Source organism: Azospirillum sp. HJ39 (assembly GCF_041507355.1).
Lineage (GTDB): Bacteria > Pseudomonadota > Alphaproteobacteria > Azospirillales > Azospirillaceae > Azospirillum > Azospirillum thiophilum.
On sequence record NZ_CP167909.1, the window covers coordinates 472,501 to 495,863 of the forward strand.

Annotated in this window: 22 protein-coding genes, 2 pseudogenes and 1 other annotated feature (1 of these 25 running past the window's edge); of the genes and pseudogenes, 9 read left to right on the top strand and 15 right to left on the bottom strand. The window is 68.4% G+C overall.

What is annotated here, in order from left to right:
* The 3 genes from ABMY26_RS09545 to ABMY26_RS09555 all read right to left on the bottom strand — a co-directional run.
* Positions 1–1,185, bottom strand: a protein-coding gene (locus tag ABMY26_RS09545; protein WP_372394606.1) for an IS3 family transposase whose coding sequence is annotated in 2 segments (ribosomal slippage) — positions 1–891 and positions 891–1,185 — 1,233 coding nt in all (it extends 47 nt beyond the left edge of the window). Because the reading frame shifts where the segments join, the coding sequence is not laid out codon by codon here.
* Positions 785–901 (bottom strand) — a sequence feature (AL1L pseudoknot). (Overlaps the previous gene by 117 nt.)
* A gap of 147 nt (positions 1,186–1,332) precedes the next feature.
* Positions 1,333–1,674 carry a multidrug efflux SMR transporter gene (locus ABMY26_RS09550; RefSeq protein ID WP_372395459.1) on the bottom strand — a complete coding sequence of 114 codons (342 nt, stop codon included), beginning with the start codon at positions 1,672–1,674 and terminating at the stop codon, positions 1,333–1,335.
* Complete coding sequence (locus ABMY26_RS09555; protein ID WP_372395460.1) at positions 1,671–2,840, bottom strand: SDR family oxidoreductase; 1,170 nt, start codon at positions 2,838–2,840, stop codon at positions 1,671–1,673. The genes ABMY26_RS09550 and ABMY26_RS09555 overlap by 4 nt, the downstream gene beginning before the upstream one ends.
* A 227-nt stretch (positions 2,841–3,067) precedes the next feature.
* Between ABMY26_RS09555 and ABMY26_RS09560 the strand changes: the two genes are divergently transcribed.
* From ABMY26_RS09560 to ABMY26_RS09590, 7 genes are all read left to right on the top strand, one after another.
* A complete protein-coding gene (locus tag ABMY26_RS09560; protein WP_372395461.1) occupies positions 3,068–4,195 on the top strand; it encodes an ABC transporter permease in 1,128 nt (375 codons plus the stop codon).
* 10 nt (positions 4,196–4,205) lie between these two features.
* A complete protein-coding gene (locus tag ABMY26_RS09565; RefSeq protein WP_372395462.1) occupies positions 4,206–4,955 on the top strand; it encodes an ABC transporter ATP-binding protein in 750 nt (249 codons plus the stop codon).
* Complete coding sequence (locus ABMY26_RS09570; protein WP_372395463.1) at positions 4,942–5,949, top strand: HlyD family secretion protein; 1,008 nt, start codon at positions 4,942–4,944, stop codon at positions 5,947–5,949. The genes ABMY26_RS09565 and ABMY26_RS09570 overlap by 14 nt, the downstream gene beginning before the upstream one ends.
* On the top strand, positions 5,946–7,406 hold the full coding sequence (locus ABMY26_RS09575) for an efflux transporter outer membrane subunit (RefSeq protein WP_372395464.1): 1,461 nt from the start codon (positions 5,946–5,948) through the stop codon (positions 7,404–7,406). Before ABMY26_RS09570 ends, ABMY26_RS09575 begins: the two co-directional genes overlap by 4 nt.
* A gap of 108 nt (positions 7,407–7,514) precedes the next feature.
* Positions 7,515–8,204 carry a response regulator gene (locus ABMY26_RS09580; RefSeq protein ID WP_372395465.1) on the top strand — a complete coding sequence of 230 codons (690 nt, stop codon included), beginning with the start codon at positions 7,515–7,517 and terminating at the stop codon, positions 8,202–8,204.
* 38 nt (positions 8,205–8,242) lie between these two features.
* The gene (locus ABMY26_RS09585; protein WP_372395466.1) at positions 8,243–9,280 is read left to right on the top strand and encodes an ATP-binding protein; all 1,038 of its coding nucleotides are present in this window, start codon (positions 8,243–8,245) and stop codon (positions 9,278–9,280) included.
* A 259-nt stretch (positions 9,281–9,539) separates the two neighbouring features.
* Positions 9,540–10,115: an ABC transporter transmembrane domain-containing protein gene (locus ABMY26_RS09590; RefSeq protein ID WP_372395467.1), complete on the top strand. Its 576-nt coding sequence runs from the start codon at positions 9,540–9,542 to the stop codon at positions 10,113–10,115.
* Between the two features lie 267 nt (positions 10,116–10,382).
* On the opposite strand, the gene ABMY26_RS09595 is transcribed toward ABMY26_RS09590, so the two are convergent.
* From ABMY26_RS09595 to ABMY26_RS09635, 9 genes and pseudogenes are all read right to left on the bottom strand, one after another.
* Complete coding sequence (locus ABMY26_RS09595) at positions 10,383–10,562, bottom strand: hypothetical protein (protein ID WP_372395468.1); 180 nt, start codon at positions 10,560–10,562, stop codon at positions 10,383–10,385.
* A gap of 73 nt (positions 10,563–10,635) precedes the next feature.
* A pseudogene (locus ABMY26_RS09600) lies at positions 10,636–11,220 on the bottom strand (transposase); the annotation flags it as partial.
* A gap of 443 nt (positions 11,221–11,663) precedes the next feature.
* Positions 11,664–12,803 carry a M24 family metallopeptidase gene (locus ABMY26_RS09605; RefSeq protein WP_372395469.1) on the bottom strand — a complete coding sequence of 380 codons (1,140 nt, stop codon included), beginning with the start codon at positions 12,801–12,803 and terminating at the stop codon, positions 11,664–11,666.
* Complete coding sequence (locus ABMY26_RS09610; RefSeq protein WP_372395470.1) at positions 12,800–14,026, bottom strand: M20 family metallopeptidase; 1,227 nt, start codon at positions 14,024–14,026, stop codon at positions 12,800–12,802. The genes ABMY26_RS09605 and ABMY26_RS09610 overlap by 4 nt, the downstream gene beginning before the upstream one ends.
* Positions 14,027–14,044: 18 nt before the next feature.
* A complete protein-coding gene (gene nikE, locus ABMY26_RS09615; protein WP_372395471.1) occupies positions 14,045–15,631 on the bottom strand; it encodes a nickel ABC transporter ATP-binding protein NikE in 1,587 nt (528 codons plus the stop codon).
* Positions 15,628–16,458, bottom strand: a complete 831-nt coding sequence (locus ABMY26_RS09620; RefSeq protein WP_372395472.1) for an ABC transporter permease — start codon at positions 16,456–16,458, stop codon at positions 15,628–15,630. Before ABMY26_RS09620 ends, nikE begins: the two co-directional genes overlap by 4 nt.
* A complete protein-coding gene (locus ABMY26_RS09625) occupies positions 16,451–17,398 on the bottom strand; it encodes an ABC transporter permease (RefSeq protein WP_372395473.1) in 948 nt (315 codons plus the stop codon). Before ABMY26_RS09625 ends, ABMY26_RS09620 begins: the two co-directional genes overlap by 8 nt.
* Positions 17,399–17,402: 4 nt before the next feature.
* Positions 17,403–18,974: an ABC transporter substrate-binding protein gene (locus ABMY26_RS09630; protein ID WP_372395474.1), complete on the bottom strand. Its 1,572-nt coding sequence runs from the start codon at positions 18,972–18,974 to the stop codon at positions 17,403–17,405.
* Positions 18,975–19,037: 63 nt separating this feature from the next.
* Positions 19,038–20,282: a M20 family metallopeptidase gene (locus tag ABMY26_RS09635; RefSeq protein ID WP_372395475.1), complete on the bottom strand. Its 1,245-nt coding sequence runs from the start codon at positions 20,280–20,282 to the stop codon at positions 19,038–19,040.
* A gap of 215 nt (positions 20,283–20,497) precedes the next feature.
* Between ABMY26_RS09635 and ABMY26_RS09640 the strand changes: the two genes are divergently transcribed.
* The gene (locus ABMY26_RS09640) at positions 20,498–21,226 is read left to right on the top strand and encodes a GntR family transcriptional regulator (RefSeq protein ID WP_372395476.1); all 729 of its coding nucleotides are present in this window, start codon (positions 20,498–20,500) and stop codon (positions 21,224–21,226) included.
* Between the two features lie 96 nt (positions 21,227–21,322).
* Here the strand turns inward: ABMY26_RS09640 and ABMY26_RS09645 are convergent.
* Positions 21,323–21,631: pseudogene (locus ABMY26_RS09645) on the bottom strand (ABC transporter ATP-binding protein); the annotation flags it as partial.
* On the bottom strand, positions 21,570–21,860 hold the full coding sequence (locus ABMY26_RS09650; RefSeq protein WP_372395938.1) for a cysteine rich repeat-containing protein: 291 nt from the start codon (positions 21,858–21,860) through the stop codon (positions 21,570–21,572). The gene ABMY26_RS09650 and the pseudogene ABMY26_RS09645, both read right to left, overlap by 62 nt.
* Between ABMY26_RS09650 and ABMY26_RS09655 the strand changes: the two genes are divergently transcribed.
* Positions 21,859–22,065: a hypothetical protein gene (locus ABMY26_RS09655; RefSeq protein WP_372395955.1), complete on the top strand. Its 207-nt coding sequence runs from the start codon at positions 21,859–21,861 to the stop codon at positions 22,063–22,065. The genes ABMY26_RS09650 and ABMY26_RS09655 overlap by 2 nt on opposite strands.
* 391 nt (positions 22,066–22,456) lie before the next feature.
* On the opposite strand, the gene ABMY26_RS09660 is transcribed toward ABMY26_RS09655, so the two are convergent.
* Positions 22,457–23,362 carry a dihydrodipicolinate synthase family protein gene (locus tag ABMY26_RS09660; protein WP_372395477.1) on the bottom strand — a complete coding sequence of 302 codons (906 nt, stop codon included), beginning with the start codon at positions 23,360–23,362 and terminating at the stop codon, positions 22,457–22,459.
* Position 23,363 lies beyond the last annotated feature (1 nt).

A 23,363-nucleotide genomic window follows, 5' to 3' on the forward strand; every position in this document is an offset into this window, starting at 1 on the left:
CGGCCTCGGCGGGCGGGATATTGCCGATGGGTTCGAGGAGGCGCCGGTGGTTGAACCAGTCGCCCCATTCCAGGGTGGCGAACTCGACGGCCTCCAGAGTGCGCCAGGGTCCTCGTCTGCGGATCACCTCGGTCTTGTAGAGACCGTTGATGGTCTCGGCCAAGGCGTTGTCGTAGGAATCGCCGACGCTGCCCACGGAGGGCTCGACGCCGGCCTCGGTGAGGCGATCGGTGTAGCGAATGGCAAGGTATTGCGACCCGCGGTCGGAGTGGTGGATGAGGCCGCTGCCCTTGACCGGCCGACGGTCGTGGAGCGCCTGTTCCAAGGCGTCGAGGACGAAGCCGGCGTGTGCCGTGCGCGACACCCGCCAGCCGACGATGCGACGGGCAAAGGTATCGATGACGAAGGCCACGTAGACGAAGCTCTGCCATGTGGCCACGTACGTGAAATCCGCCACCCACAAGGCATTCGGGCGGGGCGCCTGGAATTGGCGGTTCACTCGGTCGAGCGGGCATGGCGCCGCCCGGTCGCTGATCGTGGTGCGCACCGCCTTGCCCCGTGTCGCGCCCTTCAGGCCCATTTGGCGCATCAGCCGGGCCACCGTGCAGCGTGCCACGTCGATGCCTTCCCGCCCCAACTGCCGCCACACTTTCCTCACCCCATAGACCTGGAAGTTTTCATTCCAGACCCGTCGGATAGCCAAACTCAGCTCCGCGTCGCTTCGCGAGCGGGCCGGCGCCTTGGCCGGATCGGCCGTCCGGGCGGCATGGGCGCGGTAGGTCGACGGGGCGATCGGCAGGACCTTGCAGATCGGCTCGACCCCGTGGACGGCGCGGTGCGCGTCGATGAAGGCGATCATTTCTTGAACGGGCGGTCGAGCTCCGCCTGAGCAAAATACGCCGACGCCTTGCGCAGAATCTCGTTCGCCTGGCGCAGTTCGCGATTCTCACGCTCCAGCGCCTTGATCCGCTCCTGCTCGTCCGTCGTTGGCCCCGGCCGCTTGCCCTGGTCACGCTCGGCCTGCCGGACCCAGCCCCGCAGCGTCTCCGCCGTGCAGCCGATCTTCGCCGCGATCGAGCCGATCGCCGCCCACTGCGAGGCGTGATCCCCCTCGTGCTCGAACACCATTCGAACCGCGCGCTCGCGCACTTCAGGGGCGTATTTGGGTGATGCTTGCTTCGCCATGATGACCCCAGTCTCTCAAGAAACGGGGCCTCCAGAAAACCCGGCGCGGTTCACTTTGCCCCGCCCCGCGCATCGCGGCGGAACCGGAGCCGAGATCCCGGGCGTTCGATGTGTGAAGAGTGGTCGTGAGCGGTTGCGCCGCGGAGGTCAGGCCGCGGACGGTTCCATCGCACCGGCCAGGATGAAGACGCCCAGGGCGATGACCGCGATGCCGAGCAGCGCGGACGGGGCCAGGGCCTCACCGAAGAGCCACCAGCCGCCGATGGCGGCGCCGGCCATGCCGAACCCAGCCCAGACCGAATAGACGAGCGAGATGGGAAAGCGCTGGAGGGACACGGACAACAGCCAGAAGGACAGGGCATAGCCGACGGCGACGACCACCATCGGGCCGATCCGGCTCATCCCGTCGGCGGCCTTCAGCGCGATCGTGGCGGTGATTTCCGCCAGGATCGCGAGGCCGAGAAGCCCATAGGCGCCGGCCGCAGTCATGCCGCCACCGGAGTCGGCTGAACCGAATTTTCCTGAACGGCAGGGGCTTCGTCGAACATGCCGAGATCGTCGGCGAACTGGTCGAGAATCGAGAGGTTGGCAGGGGTCGACAGGCAGGCGGGCAGATAGTCCGACAGCGTCGGCGGCAGGGAAAAGCCCTCCGCGGTCAGCCGCTCGTTGGCGAAGACGACGCCGAGCGTGCTGAACTGGTAATAGGCGCGCATCGCCCGCAGCATCGCCAGCTTGATCGGCTGGTCGAGGCCGAAGACCGCCTGGAAACGCGCCCGCAGCGTCTTCCAATCGCCGTCGTCGAACCGGCTGTAGCAACGGGGGCCGCCCTGGGGGTCGCAGCGCTCGAAGGCGGCGGCCAGACTGTCCCAGGTCGTGCGTTTCGCCTCGCCGGCCGAAAGATGATAGACGTCATGGGCCAGCGTCGGCTTGGCCAGAAGCCCGACCAGGACCTCGGCGGTCCAATCGACCGGAACCACGTCGATGCCGCCCGCCAGCTCGCCCGTCACCAGACGCAGCCGGTCGCCGGCACGGAACATCCAGAAGATGCTGCTGCTGGGGATGCAGCCGAGCGTCCGGTGCCCGGTGACGATGGAGGGGCGCACCATGACGACGGGCAGGTCGGCAAACTCCTGCCGGAGCATCGCCTCGGCGGCGACCTTGGTCCGGGTGTAGGGAACGAGGTGCTGCGCTGCCTCAGCCGGTGCATCGGATTCCGTGACCACGGGCGGCGGGTTGCCCCCGCAGATCATTGCGGTTCCGCCATAGAGGAAGCGCTGCAGATGCGGCATGCGCCGCGCCCGCACGGCAAGCGCCCTGGTGCCCTCGACATTGATCAGATGGCAAAGCTCCTGCGCACGGAAGGAGGTGTCGGCGGCGAGATGCAGGATGTGGGTCACGGCATCCAGACGCCCGTCTTCGAGGCTTGCCGGATCGGTGATGTCGCCGACGACGATCTCGACCCGCCGAATGGCCTTGCGGGCCGCATCGGCGCCCATGAAGCGGATCAGGTTTTCGACAAGCCGGGCACGGGCCTGCTCCTCCCCCTTGCCCCGCACAAGACAGATCCAATGCCAATCCGGATCGTGGGAGAGGCCGTGAGCGAGAACGGCGCCGCCGATGAATCCCGTCGCGCCGGTCAAAAGAACAGTCGTCATCTGTATCGTGTCCTTGATGGAAGGCTGCTGCGTCGCATCGCGGCGACTGTGGCTTGCCGGAAACCTTCCATCGCTCTGTGCAGATTTCATGGAGCTTCCATCAAGGCCGGGTCGGCTCCCGCATTTCATCCCCCGTTCCGCCGTCTCTGCACAATCTCGACAATCGATGGATGGTCCCTCCACGACCGGATGGCACTTGGTTCGGGCAGATAGCCCGGGGACATTCGATGGTTTCGCTTGCTCGACAAAATCTTGTGCATGAATGGAGGCGGTTCGCCGCGGCGATCCTGACGCTGGCCTTCTCCGGTCTGCTGATCCTGGTCCAGGTCGGTTTGCTGCTGGGCCAGCTCGACGCCTTCACCCTCCCGCTCACGCGGTCCAAGGCCGATTTGTGGATCACCGCCCCGAACATTCAGAGTTGGGACCAGTCGACTGTCGTTCCGGCCCGTGTCGAAGGGCTGTTCTGGTCCCACCCCGCCGTTCGGGAGGTTCACGAGATGAGCCTCGGATACACCGACTGGCGGACCGGGGATGGCGCGCGGCAGAACGTCATGATCGTCGGGGTCAACATCCGGCCGGGCGAACTCAGCGGACTTGACGGCATTACGGCGGACACGCTGGCGGTCCTGTCGAATCCCGAGACGGTGCTGGTGGACCGGGCCGACGCGGCCAAGCTGGGGGCAACCATCGGCGGCACCGCGGAGATCGCCGGCAAGCGCGTGACCATCGGCGGATTCGTTCGCGGATTCCGCAGCAATCTCATGCCGCTTGTCTTCACCTCGGCCGAATCACTCCGGCGGATCAACGCGGACTGGACCAGCAACGGGCCTCCGTATTTCCTGTTGAAGCTCGATCCCCGCTTCGATGTCGAACAGGTCCGGCAGGAATTGGAAGCCGCCGGCGGGGTGCAGACCTATGGCGTCGCGACGCCGGAGGAGCTGACCGCAAAGTCCGCCCTGTTCTGGTTGGAGGAGTCGGGGGCGGGAACCTCGTTCGGCTTCTCCATGCTGCTGGCGCTTCTGGTCGGCATCGGCGTGACCGGCCAGACCCTGCGCGGAGCGGTGATCGCCTCGCTGAAGGAATATGCGACGCTTCGCGCCCTCGGCGTCACGGTCGGCCAGCTGCGCGCCATCGTCCTCGAACAATCCCTGTGGGTCGCTCTTGTCGGCAACCTCCTGATGTTCGTCATCGCCGGCCTGCTCAGCGGGCTGGCCTGGATCATGGGGATCCCGCTGGTGCTGACATGGTGGCTCGGCGGCATCACCACCCTGTTCGTCACCGCCATCGCCTGTCTGTCGGGACTGGTCGCCCTGTCGGTGCTGTACCGCAGCGAACCGGCCGATCTGCTGCGATAGGAGAACAACGATGCTCGTTTCCTCGGACACGCCGGCGCTCGCCGCCCGGAGCCTTTACAAATCCTACAGCAGCGGCGACAGCCGGATGGACATCCTGAAGGGGATCGACCTGACGGCACGCTGCGGCGAGCTGACCCTCTTGATGGGACCGTCCGGCTCCGGCAAATCCACGCTGATGGCGGTGCTGGCCGGCCTGTCGCGTCCCGACCGCGGCACGGTCAGCATTCTGGGCCAACCGATCGCCGATCTCGGCGAGGCCGACCTGACCGCCGTGCGCCTGCGTCACTGCGGGTTCATCTTCCAGAGTCCCAACCTCTTCGGCGCTTTGAGCGCCCTGGATCAGGTGCGGCTGGTTCTCCAGCTGACCGGCGCCCCGGCGGCGGACATCGACAGCCGCGCGTGGGAGAGCCTGAAGGAGGTCGGCTTGGGCGACCGGGCCCACCTCAAGCCATCGGCCATGTCCGGCGGCGAGAAGCAGCGGGTGGCCATCGCCCGTGCCCTGGTCAAGCAGCCGACCCTGCTGTTCGCCGATGAACCGACCTCGGCCCTTGATCGCACCAACGGCGATCTGGTGATCCGCATCCTGCGCAGGATCGCCCACCGCAATGGGGCGGCGGTCCTGTGCGTGACCCACGACAGCCGTCTGGTCAGCCACGCCGACCGCATCGTCACCATCGATGACGGTCGGATCCTGTCCGACGAACGGCCCGAAACGCCTGACACCTTCCATCATTGGGACATTGAAAATGCTGCGTCCTAAGCGCCTGATGCTGGGCGGATTGGCAGTGATCGCCATTGGCTCCTGCGTCGGGCTGGCCGTCTCCACCGCAATGACGGACGAGTTGTCCGGGGCCGGTTCGGGAGACCAGGAAATTCTGTCGGTGGAGGCGCCGGTCGCGGCGGCCGGTCGCGGCCGGATCGACGTCGAAGGCGGCATGATCCAGATCGCCGCCCAGCGGGACGGCGTGATCTCGGCGATCTTCGTGTCGGAAGGCGCCGACGTGCGCGCCGGCGATCTGCTGGCGCGGCAGGACGACCGGGCGGCCCGCGCCACGCTGGACGAAGCCCGTGCCGCCCTTGCCGAAACGGAGGCCCGCGGCGCCGTTCTGCGGGTCCGTGCCGCCGCCACCCGCCGCGAACGCGACCGGCTCGACCGCCTGCGCCGGGACGGCGCCGAAGCGGTCAAGCTGGTCGACGAGGCCCAAAGCCGCCTGGAGGAGGCCGAGGCCGATCTGGCCGTCCACAAGGCGGCAATCCGCCTCGCCCAGGCACGGCTGGCAACCGCGGACATGGAGATCGCCCAGCGCGAGATCCGGGCGCCGGTCGATGGACGGATCGTCCGGCTTCAGGCCCGGCCGGGCAGCGGCGCCTCGACCCTCAGCGTCTCCACCCTGTTCACCCTGGTGCCCAACGAGCGCTTCATCTTCCGCGTCGATGTCGAAGAGCGGCTGATGCGGCAGGTCCATGCCGGCCAGCCGGTGACGGTCACGCTGGACAGCACGTCCGAGCCGCTGTCCGGCGAGGTTCTGCGCATCGGCGAGATCCTCGGGCAAAGGAAGATCGACCCGAGCGATGCCACGCAGCGTGTCGACGAGCGCGTGGTGGAGGCGGTGGTCGCCCTGTCGCCCCGCACCGGCCAACGCTTCCTGATCGGACAGCGCGGACTTGCGAAGTTCCTCACCGCCCGCCCACTCCCCGGCGATGCCCGGCCGGAGACACCGGCGCTGCGGACCTCGAAGGAGGTCCGGGGATGACCGCTCCGTCGAGGACTCATCGCCGGGCCGCGGCCCTCGCCGCCGTCTGTGCTATTGCCCTGGTGTCGGGCTGTTCGCTGGCCCCCCTCTACGAGCGGCCCGCCGCGCCGATCCCGGCCAGCTATCCGGCCGCTGCCCAATCGCCCGACGCCCAATCGCCCGATACCCGGCCGGCCAACCAGCCGGCATCGGGGAACGAGGGGGCATCCGCCATCCGGAGCACGGTCTGGTGTACGCAATTCCCCGACCCCGTGCTGAGACGCCTTGTCACGACGGCGTTGGAGCACAACCGCGATCTGAAGCTGGCGGCGGCACGGGTCGAGGAGGCGCGTGCCCTGCACGGAGTGCAGTCGGCGTCCCGCCTTCCCACCGTCGCCCTCGAAGGCACGACCACCCATCCGGCGAGAAACAACGAGTCCGCCCATCAGGCGGGAGTCACCCTGGCGGCGTATGAGCTGGATTTCTTCGGCAAGGCCAAGAACCTGTCCGATGCGGCCCTGCACGAGTATCTGGCGACGGAGGAGGCGCAGAGGGCGGCGAGGATCAGCGTGCTGGCCGAGGTGGTGCGGGGCTACGTGCTGGAGCGCGCGTCGGCGGCCCGTGTCGACCTTGCGCGGCGTGCCATCGCCTCGCGGACGGCGGCGGTCGCCTTGCTGACGCGTCGGGTCGCGGCCGGCGTTTCCTCCCCGCTGGAACTGGAGCAGGCCAGATCGCTGGTCGGGGCCGCGGACACCGACCTGATCGAGCAGCAGCTCGTCCACGCGCGCGCCGACCATGCCCTGGCCCTGCTGACCGGCTACAGCGACAGGGCGGGAGCGAAGGATGCGCCGCCCTTCACCTCCGCCGCTTTCGGTGCCGGGTGGGGGGTGACGCGGGCCGGCCTCCCCTCCGAACTGCTGACGGCGCGTCCCGACATCGTCGCGGCGGAGCAGCGGCTCCAGGCCGCCAATGCCCAGATCGGCGCCGCCCGCGCCGCCTTCTTCCCCTCGATCCGCCTGACCGCCATGGGAGGTGTCGCGTCCGGCGAACTCCGCAGCCTCTTCACCGCCGGCAGCGGCGCGTTGCAGGTCGTTCCCCAGCTGAGCCTGCCGATCTTCGACGGTGGGCGGAACCAAGCCAATCTGGATCTGGCGCGGGCGCGCGAAAGCGCGGCCGTCATCGAGTATGAACGGACCATCCAGACGGCCTTCCGCGAGGTGTCCGATGCCCTGGCCGGGCAGGCGTCGCTGGAACGCGATGTCGCCGCCCGGACCGCCCTGCGCGAGGTGGAGGCACGTCGTCGGACGATGACGATGAACCGGTATCTGGCCGGTGCGGTCGGCTACCTGGAGGTCCTGGACGTCGAACGCAGCCTGCTCGCCGCCGATCAGGCGCTGCTGGACGCCAGGCGGGCACGGCTGGAGAATGCTGCCGCCCTCTACCGTGCCCTGGGCGGCTGCCCTTCTGTGTCCGGATAGGTCCGGCCCGTCATTCTGCGAACGGCGCGACAGTCTCTGCACATTCTCCACGGAACGTCCATAAAGCGGCGCTACCATGAGTCCCACAGCCGAAATCTGGAGCAGGAAATGAGCGTGTTGGTGTTGGTTGTGGAGGATGAGCCCGATGTCGCCCGGATCATCACGGGGTATCTCGACCGTGAGGGGCTGCGGACGGTCCGTGCGGAGAATGGGCAGATCGCCCTCGATCTGCATCATCAGCTGCAGCCCGACATCGTGCTCCTCGACGTCAAGATCCCCAAGCTCGACGGCTATGAGGTTCTGGCGGCGATCAGACGTCGCGGCGATACCCCCGTCATCATGGTCACGGCGCTCGACGAGGACCTCGACAAGCTCCAGGCGCTGCGGATCGGTGCCGACGACTACATCGTCAAGCCGTTCAACCCGCTGGAGGTGGTTGCCAGGGTCAAGGCGGTCCTGCGCCGCGCGATGGGCCGGAGCGACATCGCGGTGCTGCGGGTCGGTCCGCTGGAAATCGACCTGACGGCCCATGCCGTCGCCGTCGAGGGCGCCGACGGCCGGGTCCGCATCGACCTCACGGCGACGGAATTCCGCATCCTGTCGCATATGGCGCGGCAGCCGACCCGCGTTTTCAGCCGCGCCGACCTGATCGACGCCTGCCTGCCGGAAAGCAACACGCTGGAACGGACCATCGACACCCATGCCAGCAACATCCGGCGCAAGCTTCACGCGGCCGGAACCGACGATTTCTTCGAGAGCATCAGGGGCGTCGGCTATCGGCTGTCGACCATTCCATGAAGTCGGCCAAGTCATTGAACCGGCAGCTGGTTGCGTCCATGGCGGGCGTGACCGGGCTGGCGCTCATCATCATGTGCGCCGGGTCCTTCCTGTTCTACGAGTTTGTCTATTTCCGGTTTTGGGCACCCGAGGGGCTGGAGGGCATTCCCGAACCGGACAGCTATTGGCCGACGACGCCGGAATGGACCGCTTTCCTCGTGCTGTGGGCCATCGGACTGGGAGGGGCGATCCTCGCGGCGATGCGTTTCTCCCGCCGGCTCATCCAGCCGCTGGAGGCGGTCGCGACAGCGGCCCGGCGGGTTGCAGCCGGCGATCTGAGCGCGCGTGCCGCGCCGACGAAAGCGTCCTTCGCCGAAACCCGCCAGCTGATCGAGGATTTCAACCACATGGCCGGGCAGTTGGACCGGGCGGAAACGGAAATGCGGGCGTGGCATGCCGCCATCGCCCATGAACTGCGCACGCCCCTGACCATTCTGCGCGGCCAGATCCAGGGCTACGTCGATGGTGTCTTCACACCTGACACGCCGTCGCTCCAGGGGCTCCTTGTCCAGGTCGAGGGGCTGAGTCGGATCGTCGACGATCTGAAGGTCCTGACCCTGGCGCAGAACGGGCGTCTTGAGCTGAGGCTGGAGACCATCGACCTTGCCCAGGAAGTCGCCTCGGTGGTGGCCGTCACCACGCCCATGCTTCAGCTGGCCGGCGTGTCGATCCATATGGACCTGGGGTCCGTGGTGATCCGCGGCGATGGCGCCCGCATCCGGCAGGTCCTGACCGCCCTGCTCGACAACGTCCGGCGCTACGCCGCCCCTTGCGAGGTCCGCATCGAAACCCGTGTGACGCGCGACCATGCCATTCTGCGGGTCTGCGATCACGGTCCCGGATTGCCGAAGGAGGCGGAGACCCAGGTCTTCGACGCCTTCTGGCGGAGCGACGCGTCCCGTTCGCGGGAGAGCGGCGGCAGCGGTTTGGGCCTGGCGGTGGTGCAGGCCATCGCGCAGGCCCATGGCGGCATCGCGGTGGCCATGGCGTCGGAACCGCAAGGCGTTACCTTCGAGATCCGCCTACCGAAACTCTGACCGTAAACACGCAAGCATGCTGCCCGGCCCTCGGCAGGTCCGATGTCGGACGATCTGCCTGCGCCCGTGCGTCCGCCTTCAGTCAAGCAGTCGCGATCTGAGAAGACGGTGCGATGGCGCTCCTCTTTGCAGAGCGGCCATCGTCGCCCGCCTCGGCGCCAAGCGAAACCTACAGTTCGACCAGAGATGACCTATGGTAGATAGAAGCCAGGAATTCGAGGAGTCCTCTTACGACGATCTTGCAGCGAAGCACGTTTCCGTGCGTCGCGTGCTCGGTCTGTTCAAGGCCTATGCAGCCCGCCTGATCTTGCTGCTTATCCTGATCGTTGGGTCATCGGCTTTGGGCATCGCCTCGCCTTTCCTGTTGCGCGCCATCATCGATGACGCGCTGCCGAACGGCAATCTCGGGCTTTTGGCACTTCTCGCCGGCAGCCTGATCGCTCTTGCCTGTTTCGGAACCGTGATCGGTGCCCTTCAGGTGGCGATCACGTCAAGGGTCGGACAGGCGATCATGCATGACCTGCGGGTGGGGGTTTACGCGCATCTGCAATCCCTGTCCCTCGGCTTCTTCACGACGACGCGGACGGGCGAGGTGCAGTCCCGCATCGCCAGCGACATCGGCGGCCTGCAGGCGCTCGTCACCCACACCGCCGGCGAGCTGACGCGCAATGTCAGCACGGTGGTGATGACGATGATCGCCATACTGGCGCTGGAATGGCGACTGGCGCTGTTCTCCTTCCTGGTTCTGCCGGCCGCGATCTGGATCAGCCATCGTGTCGGGAAATTGCGCGAGGAGATCACCTACGAGCAGCAGCTCCGCATCGCCGATCTGTAGTCGATGGTGCAGGAATCCCTGTCGATCTCCGGCATCATCCTCGCACGCACGATGGGCCGCACCGACCATCTGACACGGCGGTTCGTCCGCGCCTCCGAGGGTGTGGCGGCGCTTGAGGTACGATCCCACACCGCCGGTCAGTGGCAATGGGCGGTGATCGATCTGGTGCTGCAGGCACTGCCGGGGTTGACCTTGCTGCTCGGTGGCTTCCTGATGAGCCAGGGAACCGCAGCAGTGACCATCGGCACGCTGGTCGCCATGATCGCCCTACAGGAGCAACTGCTCTGGCCGCTGGAGGAGGTTCTGAGGTCCGGGGTCGAGATCAGAACGACGCGTGCCTTGTTTGCGCGCATCTTCGATTATCTCGACCGGCCGGTTGAAATCCGTGAACGGCCCGACCCGACCGTTCCCGATCAGAAAAGCCTCCGCGGCGCGATCCGCCTCCATGAGGTCAGCTTCTCCTATGACGGTTCTCAGCGGCCAACGATCGACGGCGTCTCGATCGACATTCCCGCCGGATCATGCCCAGCACCTCGCGCCGGCCGTCGGTGTTCACGGCCACCGCGATGGTCACGGCGACCGAGACGATGCGCCCGTTCTGGCGAACCTTCACGTAGGTGGCGTCGATCCACAGGTACGGCCAATCGCCTTCGATGGGACGCTCCAGGAAGGTCTTCACCCGCTCGTCGATCTCCTCGCACAGCCGGCTGACCTGGCTCTTGGAGATGCCGCTCATGCCGAGCGCCTTCACCAGATCATCCACCGAGCGCGTCGAGATGCCGTGGACGTAGGCTTCCTGGATCACGGCGGTTAGCGCCTTCTCGGCCATGCGGCGCGGCTCCAGGAAGCCGGGGAAGTAGCTGCCCTTGCGCAGCTTGGGGATGCGCAGCTCGACGGTGCCGGCGCGGGTTTCCCAATCACGCTCGCGGTAGCCGTTGCGCTGAACCAGCCGCTCGGCGGAGCGCTCACCGTGGGCGGCGCCGGTCAGGCCTTGCACCTCCAGTTCCATTAGCCGCTCGGCTGCGAAGCCGATCATCTCGCGCAAGACGTCAGCGTCAGGGCTCTTCTCCAGCAGCGCGCGAAGCGCCATCATCTCGTCGGTCATCGTGGTCACCCTTCGGTCGGGTTGAGGTGTGGTGACCAGACTCTACCGAAGACCCACGATGACCGCCCCGCTGTGGAAAACCGGCCCGCCTACGCCAGCTCTGGGGGGCGCTTCGGCGGGCCGGTTCCCCACAGCTCCTACACCACGTTCAGGGACGTGACCGGCAGCCTCACCGGAGGCGTACGAAGCGCTGGTCATTCCGCGACTTTGTTTGCCTCCACCCTCCGGGGTGAACGCGCTGCGCACCTTGGAAGAGCAGAGCTTTCAGCGGCCATGGTGAGGCGGGCTCGTGCCGACTTCGGAAAGAACCACAGAGCCGGCAGGTCGCTTCGTCAACGCCGTTGCCGATGATCCATCTTTTGAGGGCTTGCCTCCCGTACCCGCAATTAAAGAACCGAAGTCGTCGGGCATCGTCACCTCAATGCTGGGACGATGCGGCGGGCTCAACCTTGCATGGGCCGACGCGGGCAGGTCGTCAGCAGGCGCGGCGTGGCTGAGGTCACGAGAACGGTCTCGCTCACGGCAACGCCTCGCGCCGACGCGTACATGTGGAACACCTGCCCCGGCTGCAGATGGAAGTTGGCCCCAGGGTGAAAGGCGTGCGAGAAATCGCTAGGCCGTGGCGTGCGAGCGTAGAGGCCCATGGCGTAGCCGGTCACGTTACCGTAATCGGTGCGCAACCCGGTGGCCAAGACTGCCGCTCGCAGCAGGGCATCGACATCGCGGGCCGCCGCACCTGGGCGCATGGCGGCCATCTGCCGGTCCTGAAGCTCTGCCAGCTGTTGGAAGGTCTCTCGCGCTTCGGCCGGCGGCGTGCCGACGAAGACCGGCCGCATCAGCCTGGCTCCGTAATTCCCGACCCGTGGCGTCAGCTCGACATGCAGGATGTCGCCCGGCATCAGCGTCCGGTCGAGGCCGCTGCCGTGCAGGAAATCGACATGGCTTCCGCTTCCATGGCCGCCCGAAACCAGGATCGGCCCCGGGCCGCCGTCATCGGCGCCGAGCCGGAGCTGTGCCGCTGCCGCCATCGCCGCCACCTCCCGCACCGTCAGGCCAGGACGGACGTGGCCTTCCAACCCCAGCATGCAGCGGTCGGCGATGGCCGCCGCCGCCGCGATCGCGTCGATTTCGTCGGCGAACTTGCAGGCGCGCAGATTGTCGCTCAGTCCCGGCAACGGGATGAAGCGGGCGTCGGGGAGCAATCCGGCAAGGCGCTGCGCGGTGGCGACGGTGTGGCCGTAGGACACCGGATCGATGCCGATCCGCGCGCCGGCAAGGCCATGTGCGGCGAGCGCATTCGCCACCGCGCCATGCGGGTCTTCATGGTCGTCGAAGGTGGCCACCTCGTCGAACCATACCCCGGAGCGGCAGGGGCCGGCATCGATGGAGCGCAGGACGAAGCAGGGGTTGCCGTCCATCGGCACGATGACGGCGCGGTAGAGCGTTTCCGACACGGTGTAGCCGCCGATCCAGGCGATCAGCTCGGCATGGTCGGCCAGGAAGGCATCGCAGCCCGCGGCCGCCATGGCGTCGCGCAGCCGGGCCATCCGCGGTGCGAAGCGCCCGGCGGCCGAGCCGGTCATTCGCGAGGCTCCACGCCGCAGATCTCCAGGATGGTCAGCATGTAGACGCGGATCATGTCGAGATAGTCGTCGATGTCGACCCGCTCGTCCGGCATGGTGTTGTAGCGTCCTCCCGGACCGCAGACGACGCCCTCCATGCCGCCGGAATGTTGCAGGTGACCGGCGTCGGTGCCGTAGAAGCCGGGCGGGGTGATGGCGCCGGTCGGCTGGTCGGTGCCGCGCACCGCGCGGTAGGCGCGGTTCACCGCCTGCACGATCGCGCTGTCCTTCGCCACCTCGAAGGTTGGCATGGTCGGCGTGCCGCCACGGTCTTCGGAGAAGACGGTGGCCTTCAGCCCCGGGAAGCGCGCCTCCAGGGCATCCAGCTCGCGCCGCAGGTCGGCCAAGGCTCCCCCCTCGCTCTGCCCGGTGGCGTAGCGGGCCGAGCCCTTGATCCGCACGAAGTCGGCGACCTGCGGCGAGCGCCACTCGTGCAGCTCCTTGCCGAGCGCGCCGTGGACGACGCCGACATGGACGCGGTTGATCGTCGCGTGTTCCGGCGACTTGGCGCCGGACAGCGCCAGGGCGTTCAGCCGGGGGATCAGGTCGCAGGCGGCGGAGATGGCGTCGACCGCCTCCTCGCGCTTGGACAGGTGGCGGGTGTCGCCGACCAGTTCGATGACGAAGCTGAGCGCCGCCGCGTGCATCGTCATCGCCTGCAGGTCGGTCGGCTCGCTGTTGATGAAGCAGTCGGCGCGCAGACCCTGGTCCATCAGCGCCAGCGTGCCGACACCGCCCTGAAGCTCGCCCACCACATAGGTCAGGATGACGTCGCCGCGGAGCCTGACCCCGGCGTCCATCAGGGTTTTCACCGCGCAGAAATAGGCGGCGTCGCCCGCCTTCATGTTGGAGCAGCCGATGCCGTAGATGAAGCGGTCGTCGATCTTCCCGCCCCAGGGATCGACGGTCCAGCCTTCGGTCACCGGGTTGGTGTCGATGTGGCCGTTGAACAGCAGGCTCTTGCCGCCGCCGGTGCCGCGCCAGCGGCCGACGGCGTTGACCCGCCCGCCGGGCACCGGCGTCAGCTCCGCCTCCAGCCCCAGGCCGGACATGGAGGCGGCCATGAAGCGGGCCAGCTCGCGCTCGCCCTCGGTCTGGCTGTAGCTCTTGTGCTGGACCATGCGGGCCAGGAAGGCGAGGGCGGCATCCGTGTCGAGGCGGGCGAGAATGTCTGCTGTGTCCATGGGGGAAATCCTAGAGGGTCAGCCGACCGGGGTCGGCGAGGCGGCCATCAGGTCGCGCGTGTAGGGGTGGACATGGTCGGCGTCGACCGCATCGATGGGCAGCAGGTCGACCAGTTCGCCCCGGCGCATCACGGCGATGCGGTGGGCGATCTGGCGGATCAGGTTGATGTCGTGGGTGATGAAGAGATAGGCGGCCCCGGTCTCGGCCCGCAGCGACAGCAGCAGCTCGATGATCGAGGCCTGGACCGAGACGTCGAGCGGGGCGGTGATCTCGTCGCAGATGACCAGCGAAGGCTTGGCGGCGAAGGCGCGGGCGATGGCGACGCGCTGCTTCTCGCCGCCGGAAAGCTGGTGCGGCCAGCGCGTGGCGTAGGCGGCCGGCAGCCGCACCTGTTCCAGCAGTCGGGCGATCTCGGCGCTCAGGTTGGCCGAGCCGGTGCCGAACAGCTTCAGCGGGCGCGACAGGATCTCCCCCACCGTCTGGCGCGGGTTCAGCGAGCCGTCGGGATGCTGGAACACGATCTGCACCGCGCGGCGATAGGCACCGTCCATGTCGCGGGCCGAGCCGATCGGCCGGCCGTCGAAGCGAATACCGCCGGAGAAGTCGGCCAGACCGGTCAGTGCCCGTGCGATGGAGGATTTTCCGGAGCCGGACTCGCCGACGATGCCCAGGATCTCGCCGGCCCTGATGTCGAAGCCGACCGCGCTGGTCGCCGGCGGTGGGGGCGGACGGAACAGGCGCGGTCGGGCATAGCGGACCGAGATCGCCTCGGCGGCGAGCAGGACGCGGTCCCCCGGACGGTCGTGGACCAGTCGGTTTTCCGGGCGCGGCACCGCCGCCACCAGCTTGCGCGTCTCCTCGTGGGCGGGGCGGGAGAAGATCGAGGCGGCCGGGGCCTCCTCCACCAGCCGGCCCTTCTTCATCACCGCCACCCGGTCGGCGACGCGCGAGACCAGGGCCAGATCGTGCGAGATGTAGAGCGCCGCCACCCCGGTCTCGGCGCGCAGCCGGGCGAACAGGTCGAGGATGCGGGCGCCGGTGATGACGTCGAGCGCCGTGGTCGGCTCGTCGAAGACGATCAGTTCCGGCCGGCAGCCGAAGGCGGTGGCGATGAGGATGCGCTGCTTCTCGCCGCCCGAGATCTCGTGCGGATAGCGGCGCATCAGCGTGTCCGGATCGCGCAGCTCGACATGGCCCAGCAGCTCCAGGGCCAGCTCCCAGGCCTCGCGCCGGTGGAGGCCGCGGTTGCGGGTCAGCGTCTCCGTCACCTGACGGCCGACGGTCAGCGTCGGGTTCAGCGCGGTCGAGGGATCCTGGAACACCATGCCGATGCGCCGGCCGCGAATGCGGGTCAGCTCGCGCGGCGGCAGGCCGCGCAGGTCGGTGTCGCCGAGCCGGATGCTGCCCGACAGCTCGCGGGCGTTCTTCGGCAGGTGCCGCATGATCGCCCAGGCCAGCGTGCTCTTGCCCGAGCCGGATTCGCCGACCAGCCCCAGCACCTCGCCGGGCGCGATGTCGAGGCTGATGTCCTGCAGGACCCGCAAGGGGCGGCTGCCGGTGAGATAGTCGAGCGTGTAATCGCGCAGGGAAAGGACTGCGGTCATCGTTCGTCCCGCGGGTTCATGGCGTCGCGCAGCCCGTCGCCGAGCAGGTTGAAGGCGATGGCGGTCATCGCGATGGCCAACGACGGCGCGATGATGATCCAGGGCGCCTGATGGACGTACTGGCGCGCCTCCGCCACCATCAGCCCCCATTCGGAGGCCGGCGGCTGGGCGCCGAGACCGAGGAAGCTGAGGGTGGCGAACAGCATCACCGCGAAGGAAACGCGGATCGTCGCCTCGATCACCACCGGGGCCATCACGTTGGGCAGCATCTCGCGGAAGATGATCCAGGGCGCGCTCTCGCCGCGCACCGTGGCCGACTTGACATAGTCCTGGCCGCGGACGGTCAGCGCCACTGCGCGGGTGACGCGCGCCATGCCGGGGGCGAAGGTGACGGCGATGGCGATCATCGCGTTGCCGGCGCCGTTGCCCAGCGTGCTGACCAGCAGCAGGGCCAGCAGCAGGCCGGGCACCGCCATCACCGCGTCGATGGTGCGCATGATCGCCTCGTCCCAGCGCCCGCCGAGATAGGCCGACGCGGTACCGATCACCGCCCCGGCGACGGTGCCGAGCAGGGTGGCGGCCAGCGCCATCGGCAGGGTGGAGCGGGCGCCGACCAGCAGGCGGCTCAGCACGTCGCGGCCGAACTGGTCGGCGCCGAACCAGTTCTGGGCGCCGAGCGGGCGGAAGCGGCCGAGGAAATCCATCTTCTCCGGGTCGTGGGGCGCCAGCCAGGGGCCGAACAGGCAGGCCGCGGCAAGGATTGCCAGCAGGATCAGGCCGATGGCGCCTTGCGGCGTGCGCATCAGGCGGCGCAGCAGGTCAGTCATAGCGGATCCTCTTGTCGAGGACGGCGTAGGCGACGTCGGCCAGCGTGTTGGCGACGGCGTAGGTCGCCGACATGATGAGGGCGCCGGCCTGGATCGAGGGCAGGTCGCGGGCGGTGACCGCCACCATCAGCTGCCGGCCGATGCCGGGAATGGCGAAGATCTCCTCGATGACGATGATGCCGCCCAGCAGATAGCCGACATCCAGCGCCACGATGGTGACCACCGGCAGCAGCGCGTTGCGCAGGGCGTGGCGGACCAGCACCGTGCGCTCCGGCAGCCCCTTCAGCCGGGCGGCGCGGATGTAGTCGCTGTGCAGCACGTCGAGCGTCTCCGACCGCACCATGCGGGCGACATGCGCCACCAGGATCAGCGAGGCGGTCAGCACCGGCAGCGCCAGATGCCGCACCGCACCGCCGAAATCCTCCAGCGGCGAGACGTAGCCGGTGGCGGGCAGCCATTGCAGGGTGTCGGCCAGCAGCATGGCGAGCAGCGTCGCGGTGACGAATTCCGGGAAGGAAACCCCGAGATAGGAGATCAGCCCGGTCGCCATGTCGGCCAGCTTGCCCTGGCGCACCGCCGCCACCATGCCCAGCGGCACGGCGATCGCCAGCATGACCAGGATGGCGGCGACGGCCAGCAGCAGCGAGCGTCCAAGCGCCGTCAGCATCTCCGGCCCCACCGGCTGGCCGGTACGCATCGACAGGCCGAAATCGCCCGTCGCGGCATGGCCGACCCAGCGCAGATACTGCCACCAGATCGGGTCGCCGAGGCCCAGCCGCTCCCGGATCGCGTTCAGCGCCTCGGCGGTGGCGTTCTCGCCCAGCAGGGTGACGGCGGCGTCGGCCGGCAGCGCCTGGGTGATGCCGAAGACCAGCACCGACACGATGAAGACCGTGTAGAGGATCAGCGCCAGCCGCCGCAGGAGCCAGGATGCGCTCACGGCCTCAACCCCGCTTGGGCGCCGTCGCCCCGAGCGAGACGAAGTCGAGGCGGAACACCGAGCCGCGCGGGTGCAGGTCGTAACCCTCGACATAATCGCGCCGCGCCGCCAGCAGGTCGAAGAAGACCGGGATGACCGACGGCACCTCGTCATGCATCAGCTGCTGGGCCTTGGCGTAGAGGGCGGCGCGCTCGGCCTCGTCGGTCTTGGCCCGCGCCTCGGCGACCAGGGCGTCGAAGTCCTTGTTGTTCCAGCGCGTCTCGTTCCAAGCGGCGTCGGATGTGTAGAGCAGCGAGAAGACCGCATCGGCGGTCGCCTGCATGTTGTAGAAGCCGACGTAGAAATTGCCCTTCTTCCACACCTGATCCAGGTAAGTGGCGTGCGGCATGGTCTGCACCTGGATGCGGAAGCCGGCGGGCTTCGCCATCTCGCGGATGGCGACCGCCAGTTCGGTGCGGGTGCCCGGCTTGTCCGACGCGATCATGGTCAGGTCGACGCCGTTCGGATAGCCGGCCTCGGCCAGCAGCTTTTTCGCCTGGGCGAGATCGGCCTTGCGCAGCGGCTGCTCCCGGTAGAAGCGGTAGGCCGGGCTAATCGGCGTGTCGTTGCCGGGGGTGCCGTAGCCGCCGGCGACGAAGCCCACCATCGCCTCGCGGTCGACGGAGAGCGCCAGCGCCTTGCGGACGCGCGGGTCGGAGAAGGGCTTCTGGTCGCAGCCCATGTTGACGTTCAGGAACTGGCCCGACGGGACGCGCAGCGCCTTGACGCCGGAGGCCTTCTCCAGCCGCTGGTATTCGCCGGGGGCGGTGCCCAGCATCAGGTCGATGTCGCCGGAGATCAGCGCCGAGGCTTCGGCGGTGCGGTCGGGATAGACCAGCACCTCGACCCGGTCGAGATAGGGGCGCGCCGGGTCGTAATAGGCCGGGTTGCGCTCCACCACGATCTTACGGTCGGGTTCGAAGGAGACCAGCTTGAAGGGGCCGGTGCCGACGGCGCTGCGCGACAGGCTGTCGAGGTCGGTCTCGATCACCTTGGCCGGGACGATGCGGGCATTGGTGTAGGCCAGCGCCACCGGCAGGTCGGCATAGGGCGAACTCAGGCGGAACAGCACGGTCCGCTCGTCCTTGGCCGTCACCTCCTTGATCGGGCCGACATTGGTGCGGCCCGGCGAGGCGGTCTTGGGATCGAGGATGGCGGTGAAGGTGGCCACCACGTCCGCGGCGGTGCAGGGCGAGCCGTCATGGAAGGTCAGGCCCTGCCGCAGGACGAAGGTCCATTCGGTCAGCGTCTGGTCTGGCGACCAGGATTCGGCGAGGTCCGGTTCCACCTTCATGCCGGCGGCGAGCCTCGTCAGGCCGGAATAGAGCAGCTCGGCCACCAGATATTCCGGGTTCACGCGGGTGCGCAGCGGGTGGATGACGCTGGCGGCCTGATCGACCGAGATGCGCAGCAGGCCGCCGCGGCGCGCGGCGCTCTGCTGCGCGAAGGCCGGCGCGGCGCCCGGAAGGCCAAAGACGGGCAGGGCGCCGAGGCCGGCGGTCCCGGCGAGGAAGAGGCGGCGGGTCACGGAACTCATCGGTCGGACTCCTTCTGCGGGCCGCGGCCTGGGGTCGGCACGGCGTTCGGATCGATGCTTCGATCAGGGTTTTCTGGGATCGGGGTTTTCTGGGATCAGGTCGGGAGCGAAGCCGGCGGCCAGATAGGCCAGCACGCTCTGCGCCAAGGCCACGATGTCGGCGACGGTGGTGTGTTCGTCGGGGGAATGGACGTTGCGCTCCGGCCGGCCGAGTCCGGTCAGCAGCACCTCCTGCATGCCGGTGCGCTGGACCCAGCCGAAGTCGGAGCAGCTGGCCGCCCCCCAGGCGCGGAACTCGTCCGGGCGGTAGCCGAAGCCGGCCGACAGCGCGGCCTGCCAGCGCGGCCAGTGCGGCCCGGTCGGATCGCCGGTCGGGGCGAGATGGCCCACCAGCTGGATGTCCACGGCGATGTCGGGGTTTCCGGCCATCGCCCGAGCGATGGCCGCCTCGATTTCGGCACGCGCCTCCTCGTACGCCTCTTCCGGCGCATAGCGGCGGCAGACCAGGATCTCGAACAGCGAGGGCACCTGCCCGCCGCAGATGCCGCCATGGGCGGCGGCGATGTCGAGCCGGGCGGCCAGCGGACCGGACGCGGTCGGTGGCGGCGGCAGGGCCGAGGTCCGTTGCGCAACCACCGGCTTGAGGTCGGTCAAGGCCTGGAGCAGCGGCAGAGCCGCCTCTATGGCGTTGACGCCGGAACCGGAGCGGTTGCCCTCGCCGGCATGGACGGTGTGGCCGTGCAGCCGGATCTGCAGGTTGAACAGGCCGAAGCAGCCCGACCAGATGCGCGGCGCCGCACTGCCGTTGAAGTTCAGGACATGGCCCTTCAGCAGCCCCTGTTCGGCGAGATAGCGCACGCCGGGATAGAGCCCGCCCTCCTCGTCGGTGCAGAACAGCAGCATCGGATCGTAGGCGAGCGGCAGGCCGCAGGCCTCGGCTGCGCGCAGAGCCAGCAGCACGGCGGCGATGGTGCCCTTCATGTCGGCGGCGCCCAGCCCGTACAGCCGGTCGCCCTCGCGGGTCAGCCGGAGCGGGTCCTTGTCCCAGCCGGCGGCGGCGGGCACGGTGTCGACATGGAAATAAAGCCCGAGAACCGGCTTGCCCGTCTCCCGCTCGCCGATGAGATTGGTGCGCCGGCCGGACGCCGGCCCGCCGGGCACCCGCCACAGGGCATCGGGGACGACGATCCGGCTGGAGCGGAAGCCCAGCGGGGCGATCAGCTCATCCATCAGGTCGGCGAAGGCGTCGTAGCCGGCACCGGGAGGAAAGGACGTGTCGACAGCGATCATGCGGGCGAGATCGGCCACGGCGGGTTCCGTCGACCGCGCGATCCAGGCCATCGCAGCATCGAGGGAGTCGTCACCGGTGGGCCGGCCGCTTCCATGCCGATTGTCCATGACACGCTCGCTGTTTTCTATATTCTATAAAGAAATGTGACCGGCGCACAAATCTTTGTCAATCGTCAAGATTCGGGCAATTTCTGGCTATTTTCGAGGCGGTAGTGAGCAAAAAGACGGCAAACATGGCGGGTGACCTGCCGATTCCGCTTTACGAGCACGTCAAGCGCCGGATGGCGGAAGCCATTCTGCTGGGCGACTGGCCGCCCGGCATGGTGCTGCCGGGCGAGGTCGCGCTGGCTGCCGATTACGGGGTTGCGGTGGGAACGATGCGCCGCGCGCTGGCCGACCTGACGGCGGACGGCATGCTGATGCGCAGGCGCAAGACAGGGACGGTGGTCACCGGGCGCACGCCGCAGCACAGCCTGCGCTTCTTCTTCCAATATTACCGCCTGCATGGCGGGGACGGCCGGCTGCTGTCGTCCGAGGCAGTGGTGACGGATATCTCGCGCAGTCCGGCCACCGCCGACGAGGCCGCCCTGCTGGGCGAGGCGCTGGGGGAGCCGTTGATCCGCATCGCGCGGCTGCGCCGGGTGGAGGGGAGGGCGGTGATGCGCTCCCACATCGCGTTGGTGGCCCGCCGGGTGCCCGATTTCCCGCTGGAACCATCGCTGGTGCCGCAGCGGCTCTACATCCATCTGCTCGACGTTCACGGCATCCGCATTTCCGCCGTGCGCGAGCGGGTCTCGGCCGGGCTCGCCACTGCCGAGGATCGCGCCGACCTCGGCGTCCCCGACCCGACGCCGCTTCTGGTCATCGACGAGGAGGCGTTCGACCAGACTGGAACCTTGACCATCATCAGCCACCACAGGACGCTGACGGACGACCACAGATATGTAAACGAAGTACGCTGACGGGCGAGATCAATCGCGCTCTTCTCGCACAACGATCCATGGCTGTCCCTCCATGATGCTTGGGCCCGATCCGCCCGGACGCCGTTTCTCACACCATCACTGTGGGGACAGCCGCCTGCCCAAGCCGGAGCTTGGAGCAAGGCCCATTGCGGCATCCAAGCCGCCGGTCCCCGTGCCGGCGCCGACGAGTTTGCCATCGGACGAGTCGATGGTGCGGTCGAACAGGTCGAGCGCGCGCGGGTCGTGTGTGACGACGGCGATGCCGGCGCCGCGTTCGTCGGCGATTTGGCGGAACAGCGCGATCACCTGTCGTCCGCGCACGCTGTCCAGCGCCGCGGTCGGCTCATCGGCCAGGATCAGCAGGGGATCGTTGGCCAGCGCGCGGGCCACCGCGACGCGCTGTTGCTCGCCGCCTCCGTTCGACCGCGAAGGCGCTTGGCGCGGCGGTGGTGCCGGCGGTCGACAGGGACATCGGGCGGGCCTGCTGCGGAAGCGCGGCGAGCGCGTCTCTGCAGGGGACGGAAACGCGCTCGATCTGCTGGTTTAGGCAGGCGAGGATACGGCCGCCGCCGGGCTGAACGCCATTGCACAGACGCTGGCCGTCGGCCCGGCAGGCCTGGGCGATGGCCTGCATGCGGGCGCGAGTCTCCGGTGACGCCTGGGAGGATGGCACCTGGGCGGCGGCGCTTCCGGCGGCGGCGGTGGCAGCGGCCAGCAAGGCCGCGAACAGCGCCCGGCGAAGGGCCGGCCGCACCGTGTGGCTGCTGATGGTCATGGCGGTTTTCCTTCGTGGCTGGGCCGTGGCGGTTCAGCGGCCGATGCTGCCGGTGTGGGAGTAGGTGTTGCCGGCCGGGGTGGTGACGGTGCGGCTCGCGCTGCAGGCGCCGTTGGCGCAACCGGCACTGCCTGCGCACCATGGCTACCCGCCTGCGCCTGCGCGTCGAGCAGATACCCGACCCCGTGGAGCGGGAGGGGTCGGTCGGTGCGAGTGCTCGGCTCGGTTGTTGAGCCCCTTGTGCTGGCGGTGCTCCACCCCCGGCGCAACCGGTCGGCGACGGCGCGGCCGAACTTCAGGCCCCATTGCCGCACCGTCTCATGACTTCGGCGGGGGAGCGGTAACCAGCATAGCGGCGTTCGGCGGGTGTCGTCATGCCGCTCAATATCCCGCCTTTGCCCGCTCCGGCAACCCGTCCGACACCAACCTGACGGTGCCGGCTTTGAGAACAGGACCTACGCCAACGTGCCGTCCGCCACCAACGCCTCGACCGCGGCGGCGAGCGCCGATTCCACGGCATCGGAAAGCTGTCCGACCGGTGGGAGCGACCGGCCGATCGGCAAGCCGATCAGGGCGAAGGCCCGCCGGACGGCTTCGGGAAACTGCTCGGCGAACAGGGCATCCATCAGGGGGTTCAGCCTGCCCTGGGCCGCCAGCGCTTCGGCGACCTGGCCGGTCTCGGCAAGCGCCTGTATCTTCGCCCAATAGCCGGGCAGCAGGGCGGCCGAGGTCAGGATGCCGCCCTTGGCTCCGAGGATCACCTGCTGGACGAACAGGGTGTCCTGGCCGCTCAGCAGGCTGAAGTCGTCATCGACCAGCTTCGTCAGCCGGTCGAGGTGGTAAAGATCGGTGTTCGATGCCTTCATGCCGACGATCAGCCGCTCCGCCGCCAAGCGGGCGATGGTTTCCGGTGCCGTGACGATCTGGCTGCGGAAGGGATTGTCGTAATAGAGGATCGGCAGGCCCAGTTCCGGGACGAGCGCCCGGAAATAGCGCAGGACTCCTTCCTGGTCGGTGCGCGCATAATAGGGTGGGATGACCATAAGGCCGTCGGCGCCCGCCTGCCGGCACATCCGTCCGATGTCGAGCGCGCCGCCGAGACCTGGAGCGAGCACGCCGCCGATCACCGGCACGCGCCCGGCTGCGGCGGAAACCGTGACCTCCATGATGCGGCGGCCGGTGGCGAGGTCGAAGGAGGCCGCTTCGCCGGTGCCGCCGAGCGGGAGCACCCCGGACGCGCCTCGCTCGATCTGATAGGCGACGATCCGTTCGAGCCCGCTCTCGTCGAGCGTTCCATCGGCGTGCAGTGGCGTGGGGAAGGCGGGAATCAGCCCGCGGAACATCGGCAGCGGCAAGGGCATG